This is a genomic window from Paenibacillus sp. FSL R7-0026, assembly GCF_038004485.1.
In the GTDB taxonomy this organism is placed as follows: domain Bacteria; phylum Bacillota; class Bacilli; order Paenibacillales; family Paenibacillaceae; genus Paenibacillus; species Paenibacillus xylanexedens_A.
The window spans coordinates 6341142-6359387 of the sequence record NZ_JBBORG010000001.1 but is presented as its reverse complement, the minus strand read 5'-3'; the positions used below and the strand labels follow the sequence as shown (position 1 = coordinate 6359387).

Here is an 18246-nt window from a genome sequence, read left to right as displayed (position 1 = left end):
ACAAAGCAGCCTCCAAAAAGGCTATCTATTAGAAATCGAAGTTGTCCGGGTCAGGTCCAACGCGTACATCTTCGTTCAGAGAACTGATCTGATCCATCTCTTCATTTGAAAGTTCAAAGTCGAAGATAGAGGAATTCTCAATAATCCGGTTTTCCTTGGTGGACTTCGGAATGGTAATGACTCCATTTTGCAGATCCCAACGCAGGATGACTTGTGCAACCGATTTACCTTTGTCTGAAGCAATAGCCATGAGCACTGGGTTGTCCAACAGTTGACCTTGCATCAGAGGCGACCAAGCTTCAAGCTGGATACCATGCTTCTCACAGAAAGCCTTTAGCTCAACCTGAGTCAGGCGAGGGTGGTATTCTACCTGATTGATCATCGGTTTCACTTTGGCATCCTGCATCAGGTCTTCGAGATGATGAATCTGGAAGTTGCTTACACCAATAGCTTTAATGCGACCAGCCGCGTAAAGTTCCTCGATTGCTTTCCAGGCTGCTTTATATTTGCCTGCCTTAGGCCAGTGAATCAGATACAGGTCCAGGTATTCCAGTCCCAGTTTGTTCAAGGTTGTATCAAAAGCCGCAAGTGTCTCTTCATAGCCGAGGTCTGCATTCCATACTTTAGATGTAACAAACAGTTCTTCACGTTTCAGGTTGTTTTCTTGCAAAGCTTCGGCAATCGCTTGGCCCACACCGGCTTCATTGCCGTATATTGCAGCAGTATCAATGCTGCGGTAGCCATGTTTAATCGCATTTTTCACGGCTTCAATCAGTTCAGATCCTTCTTCTACCTTAAATACACCAAGTCCGAACCAAGGCATAGAAACACCGTTATGCAGAGTTACTGTGGATTGTAAATGTTGTGCGGTTTGAGCTGTTGTCATGAGATTTCCTCCTTAAAGTGTGTAAAAATCAGTCATATTAAGCTGAATTGTCGTTGTTTTATCATACAAAATTAAATCATAGTAGATCAAATTGGGTTCAACGTATTATAGTATAATAAACTACCATATGAAACCGGTTCCCCTCTAAGGCTGGAACTGATATATAAGAGTGAGACCCATGATCGGAATGGAAATTAGAACGAAGCTTTCTCCATTTCGACTGATGCATGTTGATCCTTGCTTTCCAGCATTTTAGCCCATGCAGTCAGGATTACAGCTACGAGAACCATCAAGGCTCCGACCCATGTCGTGTGAATCAAACCAATGGAGTCATTGATCACTCCACCCAAATAGGCACCTATAGCGATCCCTGCATTAAATGCGGCGATGTTAAAGGCTGAGGCTACATCCTTGGCCTGTGGTGCATATCGTTCAGCCAAGGTTACAACGTACATCTGAAGTCCAGGCACATTCATGAAGGCGAGCAGGCCCATACCCATAATGGTGAGCAGTGCTGCCAACTTGAATGGGACGGTGAAGTACATCACGCCGAGAATGATGGTCTGAATGATGAACATGTAGAAGAGCGCCCTGAGCGGGTTGCGATTGGCTGCTCTGCCGCCGATGATGTTGCCAACAGCGATGGCTATTCCGTACAACAACAGAATGAACGCTACCGTTTTCTCGGAATATCCGCTGATATCATGCAACAACGGGGACAGATACGTAAAGACAACAAATGTTCCTCCGTACCCAACGGCAGTGATGGCAAAAGCAAGCAGCAAGCGTCCACCTGTAACCAGCTTCAGCTGATCCCGAAATGCCGTCCGTGTTCCTCGCTTCAACGTGGATGGCAGGAGTATCAGGTTACCGATCATTGCAATGATGCCAACCCCAACAATCAGGATAAAGGCAGCGCGCCAGCCCCAATGTTGACCAATGAGTGTACCGAGAGGTACACCGGTTACTGTGGCAATGGTAAGACCAGAGAACATGATGGCAATGGCACTTGCCCTACGGTTTGCAGGCACCAGATCGGCTGCAATCGTGGAGCCTATGGACATGAACACCCCGTGTGCCAGAGCGGACACTACTCGTGCAATGAGTAATATGGTGATGCCCGTCGATAGTGCAGCCATCGTGTTACCCGCAATGAAGACAATCATGATGGCAAGCAATAGCGTTTTGCGTGATATGGTAGACGTCAGTGAGGTCAGAACAGGAGCCCCAAAGGTAACGCCTAATGCATATAAAGTAACGGTCAGTCCCGCTGTAGTTACGGAAATGCCCAGGTCATCTGCAATGAGGGGCAGTAGCCCAACGCTGATAAATTCTGTGGTACCGATCGCGAATGCACTAATGGCCAGTGCCAGCAGCGCCCACGTGCTGCGTTTTGAATCTTGTAACATTTCTTGCTCAACTCCCCAGAATGTAGATTTACGTACCGGCAAATGCTATTATGAGTTATTCGGTATAGATTGAATAGTACGTACTTTTTAGTACCCTACGTACTTTTTGGTGCCTATACAGCATGCGACGGAGGTAATTCAATTCATCAGGGAGGAAGCAAGTTATGGTCAGAAAAAAATATAACATCTCGGTTGAAGCTACCCTAGAGGTGATCGGTGGCAAGTGGAAATGCGTCATTCTCTGTCATCTGACACATGGGAAAAGACGAACCAGTGATCTCAAGCGTATTATGCCCGCAATTACACAGAAAATGTTAACACAGCAACTGAGAGAGCTTGAAAACGACGGGATCGTGAATCGAATCGTATATAATCAGGTCCCTCCCAAAGTAGAATACGAATTGAGTGATTACGGGAGAAGTCTTGAACCAATTCTCAATGCGCTCTGTAATTGGGGAGATCAACATATTGTGAAGGAATACGGAGACAAATCAGCAGTTCTGGAAGATAATGGACTCAATGATTTTAACTCTGACAATAGGGAGCTGGTGCAACCGTGAACTATGAGATTTTATATGATGGTGCTTTTGCAATGCTCAAGGTACATTTGCAACGGGGAGAGCGGTTCAAGGCCGAGAGTGGTGCGATGGTATCTATGACTCCTACGGTTGAACTGAAGGGTTCAGCAGAAGGTGGGATGTTTGCCGGGTTCGGTCGGATGCTGAGCGGGGAGAAGTTTTTCTTTCAGGAACTGACGGCTGCGGGCGGGTCGGCAGAGATTCTGCTCTCACCTTCCAGTATGGGCGATGTAGAAGCTGTTGAATTGGACGGTTCCTATTCACTCTATGTGCAGAAAGACGGATTTCTGGCAGGAACCGAGGGCATTCAGGTGAATACCAAAATGCAAAACCTGAAGAAAGGTCTCTTTTCGGGAGAAGGTTTCTTCATTATTGAGATCAGTGGACGTGGAACCGTATTTCTGTCTTCCTATGGTGCCATCCATGCGATTAATCTGGCAGCAGGTGAAGAAATGATCGTGGATAACGCCCATTTGGTGGCATGGCCTCATTATGTAGATTACCGTATTGAGAAAGCTTCACAGGGCTGGTTATCCAGTGTTACAAGTGGAGAAGGACTGGTATGTCGGTTCCGGGGAGAAGGAACCATTCTTATACAGAGCCGCAATCCGCAAGGATTCGGACAATGGGTGAAGCAGTTTATCCCTGCGCGCTAATTATTTTTTTGAGAAAGAACACACAGAGTTGCAACGGATATGTTTCCATCATCGTTATATGAATAATGGATTTACTTCATTGACTGAGGGTATATATTCTGTTGCATAAGGTCGCACATCATGGAGGTATGAGATGACAAGCTCACGGTATAAAAACGCACAAGAAAGTCCGGGATATCTGTTATGGCAGGTTACAGCCATGTGGCAAAAGGAAGTACGCAGGGTGCTGGAGCCCCTCGAACTGACACAACCTCAATTTGTATTATTGCACGCCTGTTTATGGCTCAATGAACACGATGAGGAAGGCAAGGGAGTTACTCAGGTTCAAATTGCTCAGTTTGCCAAGGTGGATGTTAACGTGACTTCTCAGGTTCTACGTGCGCTTGAAAAAAGGGGATTAATTACCCGCGCTCGTCATCAGACAGATACGCGTGCCAATATTATCACAACAACGGAAGAAGGAACCCGATTGGCTGTGGAGGGAATCCATCTTGTCGAGGAATCGGACAAGGCATTCTTCGAAACTTTGGATGATCGCAAGGAAGAATATATGGAGATCATGCAAGAGTTTCTTCGCCAAAAAACGGAGAGTTGATCCGTAATATATCTTTTTTTAATTTATTAAACTACAGAATGTAGTGGAAATGGAAAATTTTCTGATTATTAATAATTATAACACCTCTGTAAAATACAAATAGACCTCCTGACTTCATCTTGTCGGGAGGTCTATTTGGGTTGCTCAATCGATTCGATAGGATGCAAATGGCTCGCGGCGACGGAAAGAGTCACTGATCTGATCCAGATCGGCCAACAGCTCATCAGGCAGTGACATGTCCAGACTAGCCAGATTATGTTCCAGCTGTTCGGTGCGTGTAGCCCCGACAATCACTGTGGATACAGCTGGACGTGTCAGTAGCCATGCGAGCGACAGCACACTCGGGGAGCAACCATATGAGGCAGCTTTAGCACTCACCTGTTCACTCAGTTGGATATTATGCTCCAGCAGGAAACGGTTGAAGGACGGATCGGTGTCTGCTCTGGAACCAGAAGGCACACTGGTCTGTCCGTTATATTTACCTGTCAGAATACCACCTGCCAGCGGGAAATAGGGGATAATGCCTACACCCTGATCGAGACACATTGGTACCAGTTCAAGCTCAGGTGTACGGTCTGCCAGGGAATAACTGGTTTGGGTGGAGATGTAGCGCACATAACCTTTCTGTTCACTGATTCCCAGAGCTTTCATCAGCTCCCAAGCTGCGTAGTTGGAGGCTCCGATGTAACGGACTTTGCCGGAAGTGACCATATCGTCCAGTGTGCGAAGTGTCTCATCCAGCGGTGTATGCGGATCAAAAGTATGGATCTGGTACAGATCGACATAATCCGTTTGCAGACGCCGCAGGCTATGTTCCAGCTCTTGTTGCAAATGGTAGCGGGAGGAGCCCCGCCCATGGGGACCATCATGCCGGGGTAATCCGGCCTTGGTAGCAAGCACCGCGTTTTCCCGTCGACCTGTGAGAGCCTGTCCAATGATGCGTTCCGATTCCGTGCCTGCGTAGATATTGGCGGTATCGATAAAGTTGATGCCCTGATCCATCGCTGCATGAATAATGCGGGTAGAAGCTGCTTCATCCGCGCGTTTGCCAAATGCATTGGTGCCGAGCCCCAGTGCCGACACACGCAAACCACTATGACCCAAACGTCGATATTCCATCATTCATCGCTCCCTTTATGTACATCTTATAGAGGTAGTTCAAAAAGTCCACTTTTGATTACGAATGATGCCTGGTGGCATCATCAGCATCGAATATGAAATTCAGCCGAAATGTCCGTTGCTCACGTAGTTTTCCCTACGCTCCGCTACTCTATTTCTAGCTTCATTCCATCTTCTTGGTACTGAAAACCAAACTTTTTGAACACGTATTTGTATAGCAGATTATAACTTAATCTATTGAAAACGTGTTATTAATATAGTTAAATGATTCTAAGAACCCGTTATTAAAGGAGATATGATGGAAAACAGTGCCGCACATTTAACAAGACGGAAGCCGAAGAAACCGAAGAAGAAATGGAAGAAGCCATTAATCATCACCCTAAGTGTGCTGCTTGTGTTGGGAGGACTCGGATTTATTTATCAAAAGCAACTCGTCGTGTTTGCCTTTAATTTGTTCGCATCAGCTACAGTGAAGGATGCCTTGGATGACTCCTTTAAACCAGCTGGCGATAAGGATGCCCCTGTTGTGGAACATACGGACCCGTTCTCATTGTTGCTGCTGGGTATTGACCAACGCGATAACGAACCAAGCCGTTCGGATACCATCATCTATTCCGTCGTGCGTCCAGAAGACAATAAAGTGCTGCTGCTGTCCATTCCACGTGATTCCTATACCGAGATTGTCGGCCGGGATGTGAAGTCGAAGATCAACTCAGCATATGCCCACGGTGAAGCCAAGATGGCGATGGACACGGTGGAGAATTTGCTGGGGAACAAAGTGGATTTCTATGCCGCGATTAATTTTAACGGGCTCAAGGATATTGTTGATGCGGTTGGTGGTGTGGAACTGCCGATCAAAAAGAATATTGAGAACAAGCTCAAAATTCATGAGAAGCTGTTTGTTGAAGCCAACAAACCGATCTATAGCGGCGAAGAAGCGCTTGGTTATGTGCGTTACCGGGAAGATTCCGATTTCAATCGGACGATGCGTCACCGGATTTTCTTAAGTGCCTTCATGAATCGTGCGTTGGAAGTCAAAAATCTGACCAAGATCCCGGAAGTAATCCAGATTGCCGGATCGAATTTTACAACCAACATGACCTCGGACTTTATCGTGAAATTTGCCGAGTCCTTATATATGAAAGATAGCATACCAACGATCAGCAATTACATGCTGAAGGGTGAGGGTGCAACGCGCAGTGGCACATGGTACTACGATCTGTCGGAGGACGATCTGCAATATGTGCGTGGCATGATCGCCAGTTGGCTGGACCCGGATGCGACCGAGATTATTGAACCGGAGTCAGCGGACCAATCGGAGACGAGTGATGCGGCATAAGCATCCATTCTTGTGCAAATGCTCATATGAATATAAGTCCGGCGAAGCTGTTGCTTCCCGGCTTTTTTGTGTTTGAAATCCTTTGGATGGAATATTGTACGGATATATCTAATGTTTAAACCTCTTTTTATGGCATATATATAGTAAAATATAGGGAAAAGATTAAACATCAACCAACGGAGGAAGCTCATGAAGGAGTTTAAGGATCGGCTTCAACAGGTTCAGGAGCAGCAGAAACAGCTGGCGAAGGAGTATCACGCCCTGCTCCAGGAGTACCAGTCCGATGACCTGATCGTTCAGAATGAACAGTTACAGGAACAGTATGAAGCTCACAAACTCAAGTTGCGCCAGCTTGAGCTTCGCTCACGCAAGATGGAAGAAGAGAATGCACGTCTTCGTATGGCGTTATCCGAACAGATGTTGGATGAGAAGCTGAATCTGATCCGCGTATCCCGAGAGAAGATGGAGACCTATTTTCAAGGGAAAACAGCAGTACATAATGATCGAATTGCATTCCATGAACATCGAACCAAATCCAATCTGAACGCGCTGTATAACCAGGCAGCACAGGAGTTGCAAGAGGACTCCCACGAGGTGAAGGAGAGGATTGCTTACCTTGCGGCAGAGGTGAATGAGCGCATTGAATCGCACAGACGAGCTGTACGGGATAGAGAAGAGGCTCTGCGTGGGCACATGGAACGTGGATATGAGCATATGGCGGAGGAAGGGTTGAGCGAAGAGACTATTCAACGCCGGATCAAGCAGAATCGCATGGAGATGAAGATTGGACTCAGCTGGATCAACAAAGTAGCCATCCTGCTCCTCATTCTGGGCGTTGGAGCAGCGTTCCAATATTCGTACTCGACCTGGTTCAATGACGAGATGAAGAGCGGAGCCTTTTTCCTGCTCGGTGCACTGATGCTTGCTGGAGGAGAGTGGCTGTTCCGCCGCAAAAGGCAGACGTTTGCGATGGGGCTGCTCGGCGGTGGGATATCCGTGTTGTTCGGCTCCGTCTTCTATAGTTACTTTTTACTGCATATTATCGGGTTATATACGGGACTTGCCCTGTCTGTATTGGTATCGGCAATCTCCGTATTGTTGTCCTTGAGATACCAGTCGAAGACTATCTGTTCACTAGGTTTGGTAGGCGGATATCTTCCGTTATTCTCCTATATGTTTTCGTTCGGGCTTGAAGGCCCTGCTGTTTATGTAGCCATGATCTATCTGCTGCTCTTAAACGGCATTATTGTGTTCATTTCGTTTGGCAAACGGTGGCCGGTGGTGCACTATATCAGTTTCCTGTTCAACACACCGTCCATGCTCATCTTATTATGGCTGTCGCCAAGTGAGAAGATTGGCATGTTGTATTCCATTGTGACGTTTGCATTATATCTGGGCATTACACTGGCATATCCGTTCAAACACCGAATGAAGTTAACCTGGTGGGATTTCGCTCTACTCGCCATGAATACGACCATCAGTTGCCTGATGTTATACGTGTTATTTGATGTGGCAGGTTGGAATGATGCTCAGGGCTTGCTGGCGTTGATCTTCTGCGTGGTGTATCTGGGCCTCGCACGATTCGTCCAGCGCCATATGGCTCAGGAGAAACAGACGATATTACTCTTCTATGTCACTTCCCTGACCTTTGCCATTCTGATTATTCCGTTCCAATTCGGGGCCAAGTGGTTATCGATGGGTTGGTTAATCGAAGGGGTTCTGTTGGTTACGCTTGGACATCTGAAACGGCTCAAGTCGGTGGAACGTGCCGGATGGGGCATCGTTCTTCTATGTCTAATCACTTTTGTGTACTACGATCTGCTGGCGCTATTCTTCATCGGGGAACGTTCTTATTTCATGTTAAAATACTCCAGCATTACGCTGGGGACCCTGCTGATTACACTGTATTATGCCTGGGCAGTTCACAACAGCTCATCTTCCAGGGAGAGATTCAACTACAGCCCGCTGGAGCTGGGTTTCCTGAACGGATTCAAGTATGTGACACTTGCGAATCTGTGGTTATACGTGCTGTATGAGTCGAATGAATTTTATACCAGAGCTGTCGATGGGACGTTCCTGTTATACATGTTCTACAAGTTACTCATGTTCGCAGCGCTCACTATTGCATTGGCCTATGGACTGAACAAGGTGAAGCTGCTGCATGATCGATACGTAAAGGTGTATACCACCTTCTTGCATGCTATTGGCTGCTGTATTGCACTGGCTGTAACCTTAACGATGCCAGCGCTTCAGCCGGAAGTTCAGCAGCATACAGCGGCGGAGATTGTTGGTTTGCTAGTGCTGATTATTTTTAACGTAGGGGTATTCTTTGCAGGAAGGGATCTGCTGATTGCCGGCATCCGCGGGCAGTTCAAGAGCATTGAATGGTACCCGGTTATCGCAGGGGTGTATCTGCTGGGTGTCATCACCGTATTCCTGACGATCCAGTTCCATTGGGGTGATGTGGGGCTGATGTTCAGCCTGATCTATCTGCTGCTGGCGATTCTCTATATTGCCTATGGATTCCGTAGAAAATATGTCATGATTCGGCGTCTGGGCCTAGGACTAACGTTGTTCGCTACGGGGAAGATGGTGTTCTATGATGTGGGGATGCTTACCTCAGGCAGCAAAATCTTTGCCTATTTCAGCTTCGGCGTACTATTGCTGGGGATCTCTTACCTGTATCAGAAGGTGTCCAGCCGGATGGAGGAAGTACAGTCCAGAGTGACAGCGAAGCCTGGCGACGAATCGACTGTGCCGGAGGAAGACCAAGATTGATTTGGGGTTTGAACGAATGTATTTACCTTTGCGATTATCGGAGGAGTGATTCTTGAAATGGGATTCGACCTGAAAATTATGCTTTGGCAGTTGTTATGGTTCGCTGGCCCTGTAGCTCTTGTCGTGTATGGCTGGAGGAAATTCGGCGCGAGAAAGAAGCGGCAATGACGTGAATGTGGGTGAGATGGTGGGAATGTCCGCTGTCCACTTCACTTCGCATTGGGAGATAAGTCGTGTAATATAGATTTTTTGTATTAAAATGAGGCTCCGGGCTGCTGTTACCAGCAATCTGGGGCCTTATTGATGTGAGTCTATCGCTTAGCCTAATATGACATTCGTGAAACGTTTTGCGTAGAGATCACGTTATAATAGAGTAGACTTAGGGTTGGATCTTCATTTGTAACCATGAGGTTTCGGCAGCTGATGTGCCTTTCAGTGATTCTCCGCCATCATCATTCATACGGGAGAGCACGGTTAATGTCATGGACAGGGCAAAGGCGAGCAACACGTATATGAAAATATTTTTTTTGTTCATAGGAAGGTACCTCTCTTGTTGAATGAGCTAAAGTAGACATCCGGCCGTCATGAGAAAAAAAGCACAACGTCTGGTATAGTAGAGTAAGTAGAACCGAACAAAAATCGTTCCTGTACACCACTATATTGAACTATAGCGGTGCAAACAATGGAACAAATCTGATGAATTTATCATTATTGTTATGAAATGTTTATAGAGATCGAGTGAGTGATCATTGAAGGTGGGAGAATAACATGCGGGAGACGGCAAAAATCGTCATTCGTACGCCAGGACAGGAAAGTGACGGCTCATTCGCTTATGTAAGCCAAGGTCGCTCCATTACGGTGGGACGTTACACAGGCGGTAGTGAATTGGACTTGTCTGTTTATAATCAGATGATATCGAAGCGGCATTGCCGCATTCATTATGATGTACAGCAACAGTTATGGATCGAGGATCTGGATAGCAAAAATGGTACCGAACTGAACGGGCAGCGCCTCGTTCCCTATGAGAAATATCCGTTTGGCGAAGGAGACAGCCTGACGTTGGTCAACGGCCTGATCCAGCTTTGCACGGAAGGCGATCTTGGAGAGACGAGGGAATATCGGGTGTCGGATCTGTTCGGTGAGGGTGTACGGTTACAGGATCACCTGCAAACCGTACAGATCGGCGAAGTGGAGATTCCGCTGTCCAAGAAGGAGTATCAGCTGTTCAAGCTACTGTATAGTCAACTGGACCATTTTGTGACCCGAGAGCAAATTGTGGCTCAGGTGTGGCCGGAGCGGAGCATGCTGGAGAGTGAAGCGGTAGGGATCGACGAGATTAACTCGCTAATCTATCGGACGAATCGCAAGCTGGGTGTACACTTTACCATTAAGTCCGTTTATAAAAAGGGTGTATATATGAAGTCTCATGTGCCGGAATGAATGAGTGATAACAAAGGGATGAGTTCATGTTCATCATTTACCTGATTCCATGGCTGATTGCCGTGGTGACATTGATATGTGTCATATCCATCGTACTTGTCAGTTGGAAAAACGGGATTTCCCCGATGCCCACATCCAGTCGTGTCAGGCAGGTGGTCATTCAGGAGGTGAACCGTATTCCGGGGTACGGGGATGTGCTCGAAGCCGGCTCCGGATGGGGGACACTGGGGTTGGATGTTGTAAGGCACTGTGCTGGCAAAAGGCTAACGGGTATTGAGAATTCGATCATTCCCTTATGGTCTTCCCAACTGATTGCCTATTTCAGTGTTCGCTTACGTCGAGCCAAGGGGAAAAAGTACTCTCTCAAGGGCAGGCTGCGCTTCATGCGCGGGGATATCTACACCAGTTCCTATGAACATGCGGATTGTGTGATCTGTTATCTGTTCCCGGGTGCCATGACTAAGCTTCTGGACAAGTTCAGTCGAGAGCTTCCGCCGGGTGCCAAGGTGATTAGTGTCTGTTTTGCGCTGCCGGGTAAGGAACCGGTACGCACAATAACATGTCGAGATGCCCTGCGTACCAAGGTGTATGTGTATTCCTTTTAAAGAAAAGAACAGGAAAGTGATCACCAGGTTTTTGCTTAGCTGGAGTGCTGTAAACCTTCTGCCATAACGTTAATGGATCAAAGAGTGTGCTCCATATCATAGTAATGCAGATACCACGTAAGAACCAGGATGCGAAAAAGGCCCCGATCTCACTATGAAGTGATTCGGAGCCTTTTTGTCTCGCCTTTGAGTTGGGGCAAGAGATTGCTTGATTATTGCTTACCGCACGTATTATTTTGCAGAATCGGTAGTGGCTGTGCTGTCGGATGTTGTACCGGATTGGGATCTGTTTCTGCCGCCTCCGAATCCGCCTTGTCCACCGCCGCCACCAGGACCGCCCATACCTGTATTGGCAGTGGTTACACCAGATTCATTCACCCAAGTCACATTACTGGTCGATTGGAAGGCAACCACTTGAGTTCCGCCACTGTAGGTACCGTCTGTGTAGAGTCCATCCACGGCTTTACCTGTAGATGTACCACCGGAGTAGATCACGTAGGAACCATCTTTTGCAAGATCCGGTGAGCTGACAACCACGGTTTGATAATCTTTTGCTGGTGCAAAGGTCAGGATGTTGTTGCCTTCGCTATCTTGTACATGTACAAGTGTTCCAGCTTTTTGCGTTGCAGGGAATGTCATCACAATGGTATTTTGCGTAGATGCATCGGATGTTCCTTGTGCCATACCCGAGCTGCCAGCAGCTACCAAGTATCCACCGCTGATTTCAAATGTGCCGTCATAATCCAATGCTCCGTTGCCGCTATTCGTCGGTCCGTTCACAATAACCGTTCCGCCAGTCATGTTAATGGAACCATTGGAATCCAGCCCGTCACCACCTGCGTTCACGGTGAGGGAGCCGCCGTTAATGTGGAATTCGTTATTACTCGCTGCTGCACCACCCATACCGCCCGGTCCACGTCCTTGCTGATTAGCAGCTGTACCTTGGGATGCCTGATCGGTAGTCGATGTTGTGCCTGTCGTTTCGGTTACAGAGATGTTCGATGTCGTTGTTGCATCGGGTGCTGTAGTCGCGCTATCTGTACTCGCCGCTGTATTCGCAGCTGTTTCCGTCTCGCCACCTGCAGCATTTACGCCATCATCGGATGCCGTTACATCTACATCCCCATCGTTCAGTGTGATGATTGCACCTTCAAGTCCTTCATAACTCTTCGCAATCGTAATAGTTCCGCCATTAATCGTCAGGGCCTGATCGGCATGAATGCCGTCATCACCGGATTCAATGTTGAATGTTCCGTCGTTAACTGTCACGTTATTGTTGCTGTGCAGGGAATCATCCATGGAATCAATGGTATACGTACCGCCATTAACCGTCAGGTCTGTACCTGCTTTGAGTGCTTTTGCACTTGTGGACTCAGTAGCTGTTGTTGCAGTGTCCGCATCAGCATTGTTATCCGTTGTTGCTGTTGTTGTTGCATTGGCAGAGTTGGATGCTGCTGCACCGTTCGTAGTAGCATCTGCATTCGTACTGCTGTTATTAGGCATCTCTGGCATATCCGCAGGAGGTTCGCCATCTGGTGGTGTGCCCATATTCGTTGGAGGTGTGCCGCCACCCCATCCACCGCCACCGCCGCCAAACGGACCTTCTTCTACTTTGGCTGGTGCATTGGCGCTACCGCCACCCGTTACAATGTTGTATGTGCCGCCATCCGCCACGAGTGCGGTTTCGGCTTGAATACCGTCGTTACCACTTTGGATATGGAAGGTACCTCCTGCGATAGCAACGTAACCTTTGGTGGTATCTGTGTCATTGGTTGATTTAATACCGTCGCCTTCGGCTTCAATGGTAATCGTACCCGCTTGGATGGCGACCATATCTTTACCTTTGATGCCGTCGTCGGCAGCTTTAACGCTGATGCTACCACTAATGATTTTCAGATCATCCTTGCTCGTAATACCTTCATTATAGTTACCTGTGACGGTCAATTGACCCGCACCATTGAATGTAAGATCTGCTTTGCTGAAGATCGCAGCATCCGGCTCGTCTGTCGTGGCGTCGGCGTACACATACGTTTTACCATCGGAAACGGTATTCTTGGTTCCTTTTTCTAGTGTAATCACCGCTTTACCGGCCTTCTGAATGTAGATCGCGGCACTGTCATTATCATGAATGGTTGCTCCGTTTAATACGAGATGTACGGTGCCTTTATCGGCAACGTTGACCACGATCTGGCCATCCGTTAGCTCACCGCTAAGTACATAAGTGCCTGCTTGGGTGATGGTTACCGAACCATTCGCTGCTTTGGCACCCGAACCGGTCACCGTTGCAGTTGTGCCATTCAGCTTAATCGCTGTGGAATCTGCCTCACTCCAGCTAATGTTGGTATCGTCAGCGTCCAGAGAGACCAGATCCGCGTATTTTACAGAAGTTTGCTCGCTGACAGATACCGTTTTGGTTGTTCCTGTCGTTGACGTTGCGGCATTGGCGGTTGTGCTTGTCGTTGCTGGTGAACTGCATGCTGCGAGTAGGCTGGTAATCATGGCGATGGACCAAAGTTTGCTACCTGTTATCATGTTTTTCTTCATATAAGATCGTTCCCTTCGAATTTAAAAATTAATATTCCGTTGTTGGACTCATGGTTAACGAGATATCCAGGTTGCCGTTCCGGGTACGGATTGCATCGAGGAATTCCTTTTGGCTAACACTTTCGTGAATGGTTACACTGTAGACCAGCTCATACAGACTGCCGAGTTCGGTCGTTCTGATTTTTTTCAGATCAAAAGGTACGTTGAATGTATGGAACACTTCATTAAGGGCTTCTTCATAACTCAAGTTTTCGGGAATGGTGACTTTCAGCGTTTTCAGCTGACTTTTCTTGCCGCCGAAGTTGAAGCGACTCAGGACAAACATCAGTACACACAGGATAATGGTGAACAACACCGCGTATCCAAAAGCGCCTACACCGCAGGCCAGACCGGAAGCCATCGTAAACAATACATAAGCAATGTCCTTCGGATCACCAGGTGCACTGCGGAAACGAATGATGGAGAAGGCACCTGCCAAGCTGAATGCTCGAGCGATGTTGCTACCGATGAGCAGGATGATGATGGCGACAATGACGGGCAGGACAACCATCGTTAAGGTGAAGCTTTGGGAGTATGTGTTTTGGTTAGTCTTCATGTAGGTAAGGCTGATGACCAATCCCAGAATGATGGCAAGACCAATGGTGATTACAGCGTTGTTAAACGTCAGGTTGGTATCGGTTAGGGCTGAACTGAACAGTGAATCAAGCATATAGGACACGCTCTCTTTCTATAATCGTTTTATCTTGTTCTATGGATGGGTTGAAATCGGTACCTGGTACAAGAATGCGCTCTGTCTGGTAATTCAGGTTGGTTGTTCTCGCGAGATGTCTGAACTCGTTGCCGTATTTAGAGAATCCGGTACGGTACAGTCCATGTTCGGAGAGCAGTTGTGACAGCCACATCGGAACGGTTTTCTCGGCTTTCACTTCCATCAGCCATCGACCGTCCTTCACCAGCGGTTCACCGTAATCTCCCTGTTCCAGCTTCAGATCGTATCTGCGGCTGCGGATGTTGGTGTCAAAGGTAATGCGGAGATCGCGGCTGTTCTTGTCGAAAAGCGCTTTGCGTTCATACGCCAGATACACTTTTGGTTCCAGATCGTATACCCGAAGGAAATATTTGATCTCTTCAACAACTTGTTTGTTCATGTAATCCGCCAGCTCCGGTGCCTCTCCCGAACGGACGAATTCATAAGCTTCATCCAGCTTCAAAGCTGTTCTGCGCTTGTTCACCAGGCCGAAGACTTTCTTTTTGATCTCCAGATACACTTTGGCATTCTCTTCAGGGATTCCATAAGCCCGTAGTCTCAGCTTCTCCTTGTATTTTGGTTTGGAGAGACTGGCGCGAATCAGTGAATCCTGCGGAGTGTCGAAGTACAGGTTGCTGATGGAGTAGTACTCATGTTTCTTGTTGTAGGCATCCAGTTCCATGTATTTCAGCAGGTCATTGTAGAAATGTGCGTACTGCTCATCCGTCAGAAGGTACTTGCTCTCATATCGGTTGAATACTTCAATAGCCATGTGGGACTCATTCCTTTCGTTGGTGGGTTGTATGTTTTGTTGCATCGTGTATTGCTTCCATGTCTGTATCTTAGAGCCCCAACCTTGAATGAATCTTAAATGGTTTTACATTGCGTTAACATTTTTTTACCTTCCTATAATAGTTCGCATGCACAAAATGAATTAAGATTGATTCAAGGTTTAATTGGTAGAATAGGTGATATCATAAAGAGTTTAATGAAGACGAATAATTCAAGCAGAGGAATGAATAGATGATGAGAATATTAATTGCGGAAGATGAGGTTCATTTGGCAGAGGCTGTATCGCAGATTTTGAAAAAAAACAACTACTCCGTGGACATGGTCCACGACGGCAGATCAGGATTCGATTATGCGCAGAGCGGCATCTACGACCTGTTACTACTCGACATCATGATGCCGGAGATGGACGGGATCACCGTCCTGAAGAAACTCCGCAGTGAAGGCAATCATACCCCTGTCATTCTGCTTACTGCGAAAGGTGAACTATCGGACAAAGTCACAGGCCTCGATTATGGTGCCGATGATTATATCGCCAAGCCCTTTGCCACAGAGGAATTGCTGGCCCGTATTCGTGCAGCCTTACGACGGAAGGGCGAAGTGGTTCCCGAGGATGGACTGAAGTTTGGCGACATTGAGCTTAATACAACCCAGTTGAAGCTGAGCGTTCAGGGTAAGGAGATTAAGCTGAATCTGAAGGAGAATGAACTGCTGGAGCTGTTGATTGCCCGCAAACAGGCGATTACCTCCAAAGAGCAAATTATTGAGAAGTTATGGGGATTTGATTCGGAAGTGGAGTATAACAATGTGGAGGTGTACATCTCGTTTTTACGCAAAAAGTTAACCTTCCTGAACTCTGCTGTCCGCATTAACACGATTCGGGGTGTGGGGTACGTGCTTGAGGTGACGTCCTGATGTTCAAGAAACTCCGAAATCGATTCCTGATCGTGAACCTGGTGTCCATATCTATTATGATGCTGGTGGCATTTGCGACGATCTATACAATTACGTACCAAAATGTGCAACGTGAGACGAGTATGGAGCTGTACAAGGTATCTGATTTCTATCACAGTCCTTATAATTCATCCAAGATGCCGCGCGGAGAAGGGCAGGGTTCCGGTACAGGTGGTAGTACAGGCTCAGGTTCAAGTTCCGGTTCAGATTCGTTTCCCTCCGATGCCATGGGTGGTGATAATGGAGGACCGGGAGGTGATCCCAACTCACCACCTGCACGTTCCGTTTCGTTCATGATTAAGACGGATGATCAGTGGAAGATTACGGATACACATTCCCGATTTGATATGGAAGATACGTTCTACACCGAGGCGTTGCAAAAGGTTGACCAGAATAAAGTGGGTGATTCGGAACGGCAGACGGGGCAATTTGCGCTGGATGGAACGGATTGGGCCTATGTGGTTGATCCGAGCGGTGACGGGCACATGATCGTATTTATTGATGTGACGGCACAACAAGGCATTCTGACGAATCTGATCTATACATTTGCTATTGTTGGACTAGTCATGTTGATTGTGATCTACTTCCTGAGCCGTTATTTTGCGAATCGCTCTATTGCACCGGTCAGGGAAGCGTTTGAGAAGCAAAAACAATTCATCGGTGATGCTTCGCATGAGCTGAAGACACCTCTGGCGATTATCAATACCAATGCCGACGTACTGCTTGCGAATCAGGACGATACCATAGCAAACCAGGCGAAGTGGCTTCACTATATTAAGTCGGAAACCGAGCGCATGACCGGACTTACGAATGATCTGCTCTATCTGACACAGATGGATGACTCACGCTCTACGATGATTCATGCGAAGTTTAATATGAGTGATGCGGTAGAGAGTATTATTTTGCCGATGGAGGCCGTTATTTTTGAGAAAAACATCTCCCTTGATTACAACATTGAGCCGAATCTTACGGTTCATGGGAACAGTGAGCAGATCAAACAGGTCATTCTGATCCTGCTCGATAATGCTGTGAAGTATTCCGGTCCAAAAGGGGCCGTAAACGTCACCCTCCAGAAACAGAATAATGATGTCGTGCTGGCCGTGTCCAACACAGGTGAAGGCATTGCACTGGAACATCTGGATCGGATCTTCGATCGATTCTATCGTACGGATTCTTCAAGAGCCCGCAAGCATGGTGGGCATGGTCTGGGGCTGGCGATTGCTCGTTCCATTGTGGATCAGCACAAAGGAGAGGTGTATGCTCGAAGCGTAGTGGGAGAGGGTGCTACATTTTACGTGCGGTTGTCGTAGGGGCAGAGTGATGAGTCGGCGTATGAAAAAATGCTACCTACGTTTCGGCTCAACACTGTCCCTTCGCTACAGCTCAATAATCGTTAGCCAGGCATAAGTTCTGCCTGTAATGGGTTAACCTATGCTACAATGGCAACAGTATGTATGAATCAAGGAGATGACTGAACGTGGCAGAAGCAAACGCAATTAATGAACAAGAAATGATGCAATATATTGCAGATAAAACGAAGGCAAGCCAAGCGAATATCGCTCTTGTGCTGAAGCATGAGCAAGCGTACATCAACAAGGCGCATGAGAATGCCAAAGGCAACGATGTCGATATTGATGGCGATGATCTGGCTGACTATATCCTTAGTCGCAAAGATGTGAAGCTGGATGAGTTGACCGTGGAAAGCATCCTGGATGCTGAGATGGACTACTTGATGGACAAGGGTCACGCGGGATACGTAGATTAAGTTAAGTGTAGATTTGGAGCTTGGGCTGTGGCGTAATGTTT

17 protein-coding genes are annotated in these 18246 nt (G+C 47.3%); 10 read left to right on the top strand and 7 right to left on the bottom strand.

Annotated features, from left to right (window positions below; genetic code table 11):
• Positions 1-28: 28 nt before the first annotated feature.
• Positions 29-886, bottom strand: coding sequence for an aldo/keto reductase (locus MKY44_RS27865; RefSeq protein ID WP_341009536.1), 858 nt, complete (start codon positions 884-886; stop codon positions 29-31).
• A gap of 194 nt (positions 887-1080) precedes the next feature.
• Positions 1081-2295, bottom strand: coding sequence for an MFS transporter (locus MKY44_RS27860; protein ID WP_341009535.1), 1215 nt, complete (start codon positions 2293-2295; stop codon positions 1081-1083).
• 164 nt (positions 2296-2459) lie between these two features.
• Here MKY44_RS27860 and MKY44_RS27855 point away from each other — a divergent pair, with 164 nt between their 5' ends.
• From MKY44_RS27855 to MKY44_RS27845, 3 genes are all read left to right on the top strand, one after another.
• Complete coding sequence (locus MKY44_RS27855) at positions 2460-2855, top strand: winged helix-turn-helix transcriptional regulator (RefSeq protein WP_017691613.1); 396 nt, start codon at positions 2460-2462, stop codon at positions 2853-2855.
• The gene (locus tag MKY44_RS27850) at positions 2852-3529 is read left to right on the top strand and encodes a TIGR00266 family protein (RefSeq protein WP_017691614.1); all 678 of its coding nucleotides are present in this window, start codon (positions 2852-2854) and stop codon (positions 3527-3529) included. The genes MKY44_RS27855 and MKY44_RS27850 overlap by 4 nt, the downstream gene beginning before the upstream one ends.
• Before the next feature lie 133 nt (positions 3530-3662).
• The gene (locus MKY44_RS27845) at positions 3663-4124 is read left to right on the top strand and encodes a MarR family winged helix-turn-helix transcriptional regulator (protein WP_091035655.1); all 462 of its coding nucleotides are present in this window, start codon (positions 3663-3665) and stop codon (positions 4122-4124) included.
• Positions 4125-4268: 144 nt separating this feature from the next.
• Here MKY44_RS27845 and MKY44_RS27840 read toward each other — a convergent pair whose 3' ends face one another.
• The gene (locus tag MKY44_RS27840; RefSeq protein WP_341009963.1) at positions 4269-5243 is read right to left on the bottom strand and encodes an aldo/keto reductase; all 975 of its coding nucleotides are present in this window, start codon (positions 5241-5243) and stop codon (positions 4269-4271) included.
• A 295-nt stretch (positions 5244-5538) separates the two neighbouring features.
• On the opposite strand from MKY44_RS27840, the gene MKY44_RS27835 reads away from it, so the two are divergent.
• Both MKY44_RS27835 and MKY44_RS27830 read left to right on the top strand, forming a co-directional pair.
• The gene (locus tag MKY44_RS27835; RefSeq protein WP_341009533.1) at positions 5539-6582 is read left to right on the top strand and encodes an LCP family protein; all 1044 of its coding nucleotides are present in this window, start codon (positions 5539-5541) and stop codon (positions 6580-6582) included.
• Between the two features lie 189 nt (positions 6583-6771).
• The gene (locus tag MKY44_RS27830; protein ID WP_341009532.1) at positions 6772-9360 is read left to right on the top strand and encodes a DUF2339 domain-containing protein; all 2589 of its coding nucleotides are present in this window, start codon (positions 6772-6774) and stop codon (positions 9358-9360) included.
• 379 nt (positions 9361-9739) lie between these two features.
• Here the strand turns inward: MKY44_RS27830 and MKY44_RS27825 are convergent, their stop codons facing one another.
• Positions 9740-9895, bottom strand: a complete 156-nt coding sequence (locus MKY44_RS27825; protein ID WP_017691624.1) for a hypothetical protein — start codon at positions 9893-9895, stop codon at positions 9740-9742.
• 233 nt (positions 9896-10128) lie between these two features.
• Between MKY44_RS27825 and MKY44_RS27820 the strand changes: the two genes are divergently transcribed.
• Together MKY44_RS27820 and MKY44_RS27815 are read left to right on the top strand one after the other, a co-directional pair.
• Positions 10129-10800 (top strand): FHA domain-containing protein, encoded by a 672-nt coding sequence (locus tag MKY44_RS27820; RefSeq protein ID WP_341009530.1) that lies wholly within the window; start codon positions 10129-10131, stop codon positions 10798-10800.
• Between the two features lie 26 nt (positions 10801-10826).
• Entirely contained in the window at positions 10827-11405 is a 579-nt protein-coding gene (locus MKY44_RS27815) for a class I SAM-dependent methyltransferase (protein ID WP_341009529.1), read from the top strand.
• A 231-nt stretch (positions 11406-11636) separates the two neighbouring features.
• On the opposite strand, the gene MKY44_RS27810 is transcribed toward MKY44_RS27815, so the two are convergent.
• From MKY44_RS27810 to MKY44_RS27800, 3 genes are read right to left on the bottom strand one after another with little or no spacing between them, the layout of a single operon-like run.
• Positions 11637-13949: a carbohydrate-binding domain-containing protein gene (locus MKY44_RS27810; protein ID WP_341009528.1), complete on the bottom strand. Its 2313-nt coding sequence runs from the start codon at positions 13947-13949 to the stop codon at positions 11637-11639.
• A gap of 28 nt (positions 13950-13977) precedes the next feature.
• Complete coding sequence (locus MKY44_RS27805) at positions 13978-14658, bottom strand: DUF4956 domain-containing protein (protein WP_221819971.1); 681 nt, start codon at positions 14656-14658, stop codon at positions 13978-13980.
• Positions 14651-15469, bottom strand: a complete 819-nt coding sequence (locus tag MKY44_RS27800; RefSeq protein ID WP_341009526.1) for a polyphosphate polymerase domain-containing protein — start codon at positions 15467-15469, stop codon at positions 14651-14653. Before MKY44_RS27800 ends, MKY44_RS27805 begins: the two co-directional genes overlap by 8 nt.
• A 254-nt stretch (positions 15470-15723) precedes the next feature.
• Between MKY44_RS27800 and MKY44_RS27795 the strand changes: the two genes are divergently transcribed.
• The 3 genes from MKY44_RS27795 (at position 15724) to MKY44_RS27785 (ending at position 18205) form a co-directional block, all read left to right on the top strand.
• Positions 15724-16401, top strand: coding sequence for a response regulator transcription factor (locus MKY44_RS27795; RefSeq protein ID WP_017691629.1), 678 nt, complete (start codon positions 15724-15726; stop codon positions 16399-16401).
• Entirely contained in the window at positions 16401-17750 is a 1350-nt protein-coding gene (locus MKY44_RS27790) for a sensor histidine kinase (protein ID WP_341009525.1), read from the top strand. Before MKY44_RS27795 ends, MKY44_RS27790 begins: the two co-directional genes overlap by 1 nt.
• Positions 17751-17950: 200 nt before the next feature.
• Positions 17951-18205: a hypothetical protein gene (locus tag MKY44_RS27785; RefSeq protein ID WP_124116914.1), complete on the top strand. Its 255-nt coding sequence runs from the start codon at positions 17951-17953 to the stop codon at positions 18203-18205.
• Positions 18206-18246: the final 41 nt, after the last annotated feature.

Bases quoted from the DNA above. Each gene is read 5' to 3' on its own strand.
- MKY44_RS27840 (WP_341009963.1), bottom strand. From the start codon at position 5,243: ATGGAATATCGACGTTTGGGTCATAGTGGTTTGCGTGTGTCGGCACTG.
- MKY44_RS27810 (WP_341009528.1), bottom strand. From the start codon at position 13,949: ATGAAGAAAAACATGATAACAGGTAGCAAACTTTGGTCCATCGCCATG.
- MKY44_RS27815 (WP_341009529.1), top strand. From the start codon at position 10,827: ATGTTCATCATTTACCTGATTCCATGGCTGATTGCCGTGGTGACATTG.
- MKY44_RS27795 (WP_017691629.1), top strand. From the start codon at position 15,724: ATGAGAATATTAATTGCGGAAGATGAGGTTCATTTGGCAGAGGCTGTA.
- MKY44_RS27805 (WP_221819971.1), bottom strand. From the start codon at position 14,658: ATGCTTGATTCACTGTTCAGTTCAGCCCTAACCGATACCAACCTGACG.
- MKY44_RS27865 (WP_341009536.1), bottom strand. From the start codon at position 886: ATGACAACAGCTCAAACCGCACAACATTTACAATCCACAGTAACTCTG.
- MKY44_RS27835 (WP_341009533.1), top strand. From the start codon at position 5,539: ATGATGGAAAACAGTGCCGCACATTTAACAAGACGGAAGCCGAAGAAA.
- MKY44_RS27855 (WP_017691613.1), top strand. From the start codon at position 2,460: ATGGTCAGAAAAAAATATAACATCTCGGTTGAAGCTACCCTAGAGGTG.
- MKY44_RS27800 (WP_341009526.1), bottom strand. From the start codon at position 15,469: ATGGCTATTGAAGTATTCAACCGATATGAGAGCAAGTACCTTCTGACG.
- MKY44_RS27830 (WP_341009532.1), top strand. From the start codon at position 6,772: ATGAAGGAGTTTAAGGATCGGCTTCAACAGGTTCAGGAGCAGCAGAAA.
- MKY44_RS27790 (WP_341009525.1), top strand. From the start codon at position 16,401: ATGTTCAAGAAACTCCGAAATCGATTCCTGATCGTGAACCTGGTGTCC.
- MKY44_RS27860 (WP_341009535.1), bottom strand. From the start codon at position 2,295: ATGTTACAAGATTCAAAACGCAGCACGTGGGCGCTGCTGGCACTGGCC.
- MKY44_RS27845 (WP_091035655.1), top strand. From the start codon at position 3,663: ATGACAAGCTCACGGTATAAAAACGCACAAGAAAGTCCGGGATATCTG.
- MKY44_RS27820 (WP_341009530.1), top strand. From the start codon at position 10,129: ATGCGGGAGACGGCAAAAATCGTCATTCGTACGCCAGGACAGGAAAGT.
- MKY44_RS27785 (WP_124116914.1), top strand. From the start codon at position 17,951: ATGATGCAATATATTGCAGATAAAACGAAGGCAAGCCAAGCGAATATC.
- MKY44_RS27825 (WP_017691624.1), bottom strand. From the start codon at position 9,895: ATGAACAAAAAAAATATTTTCATATACGTGTTGCTCGCCTTTGCCCTG.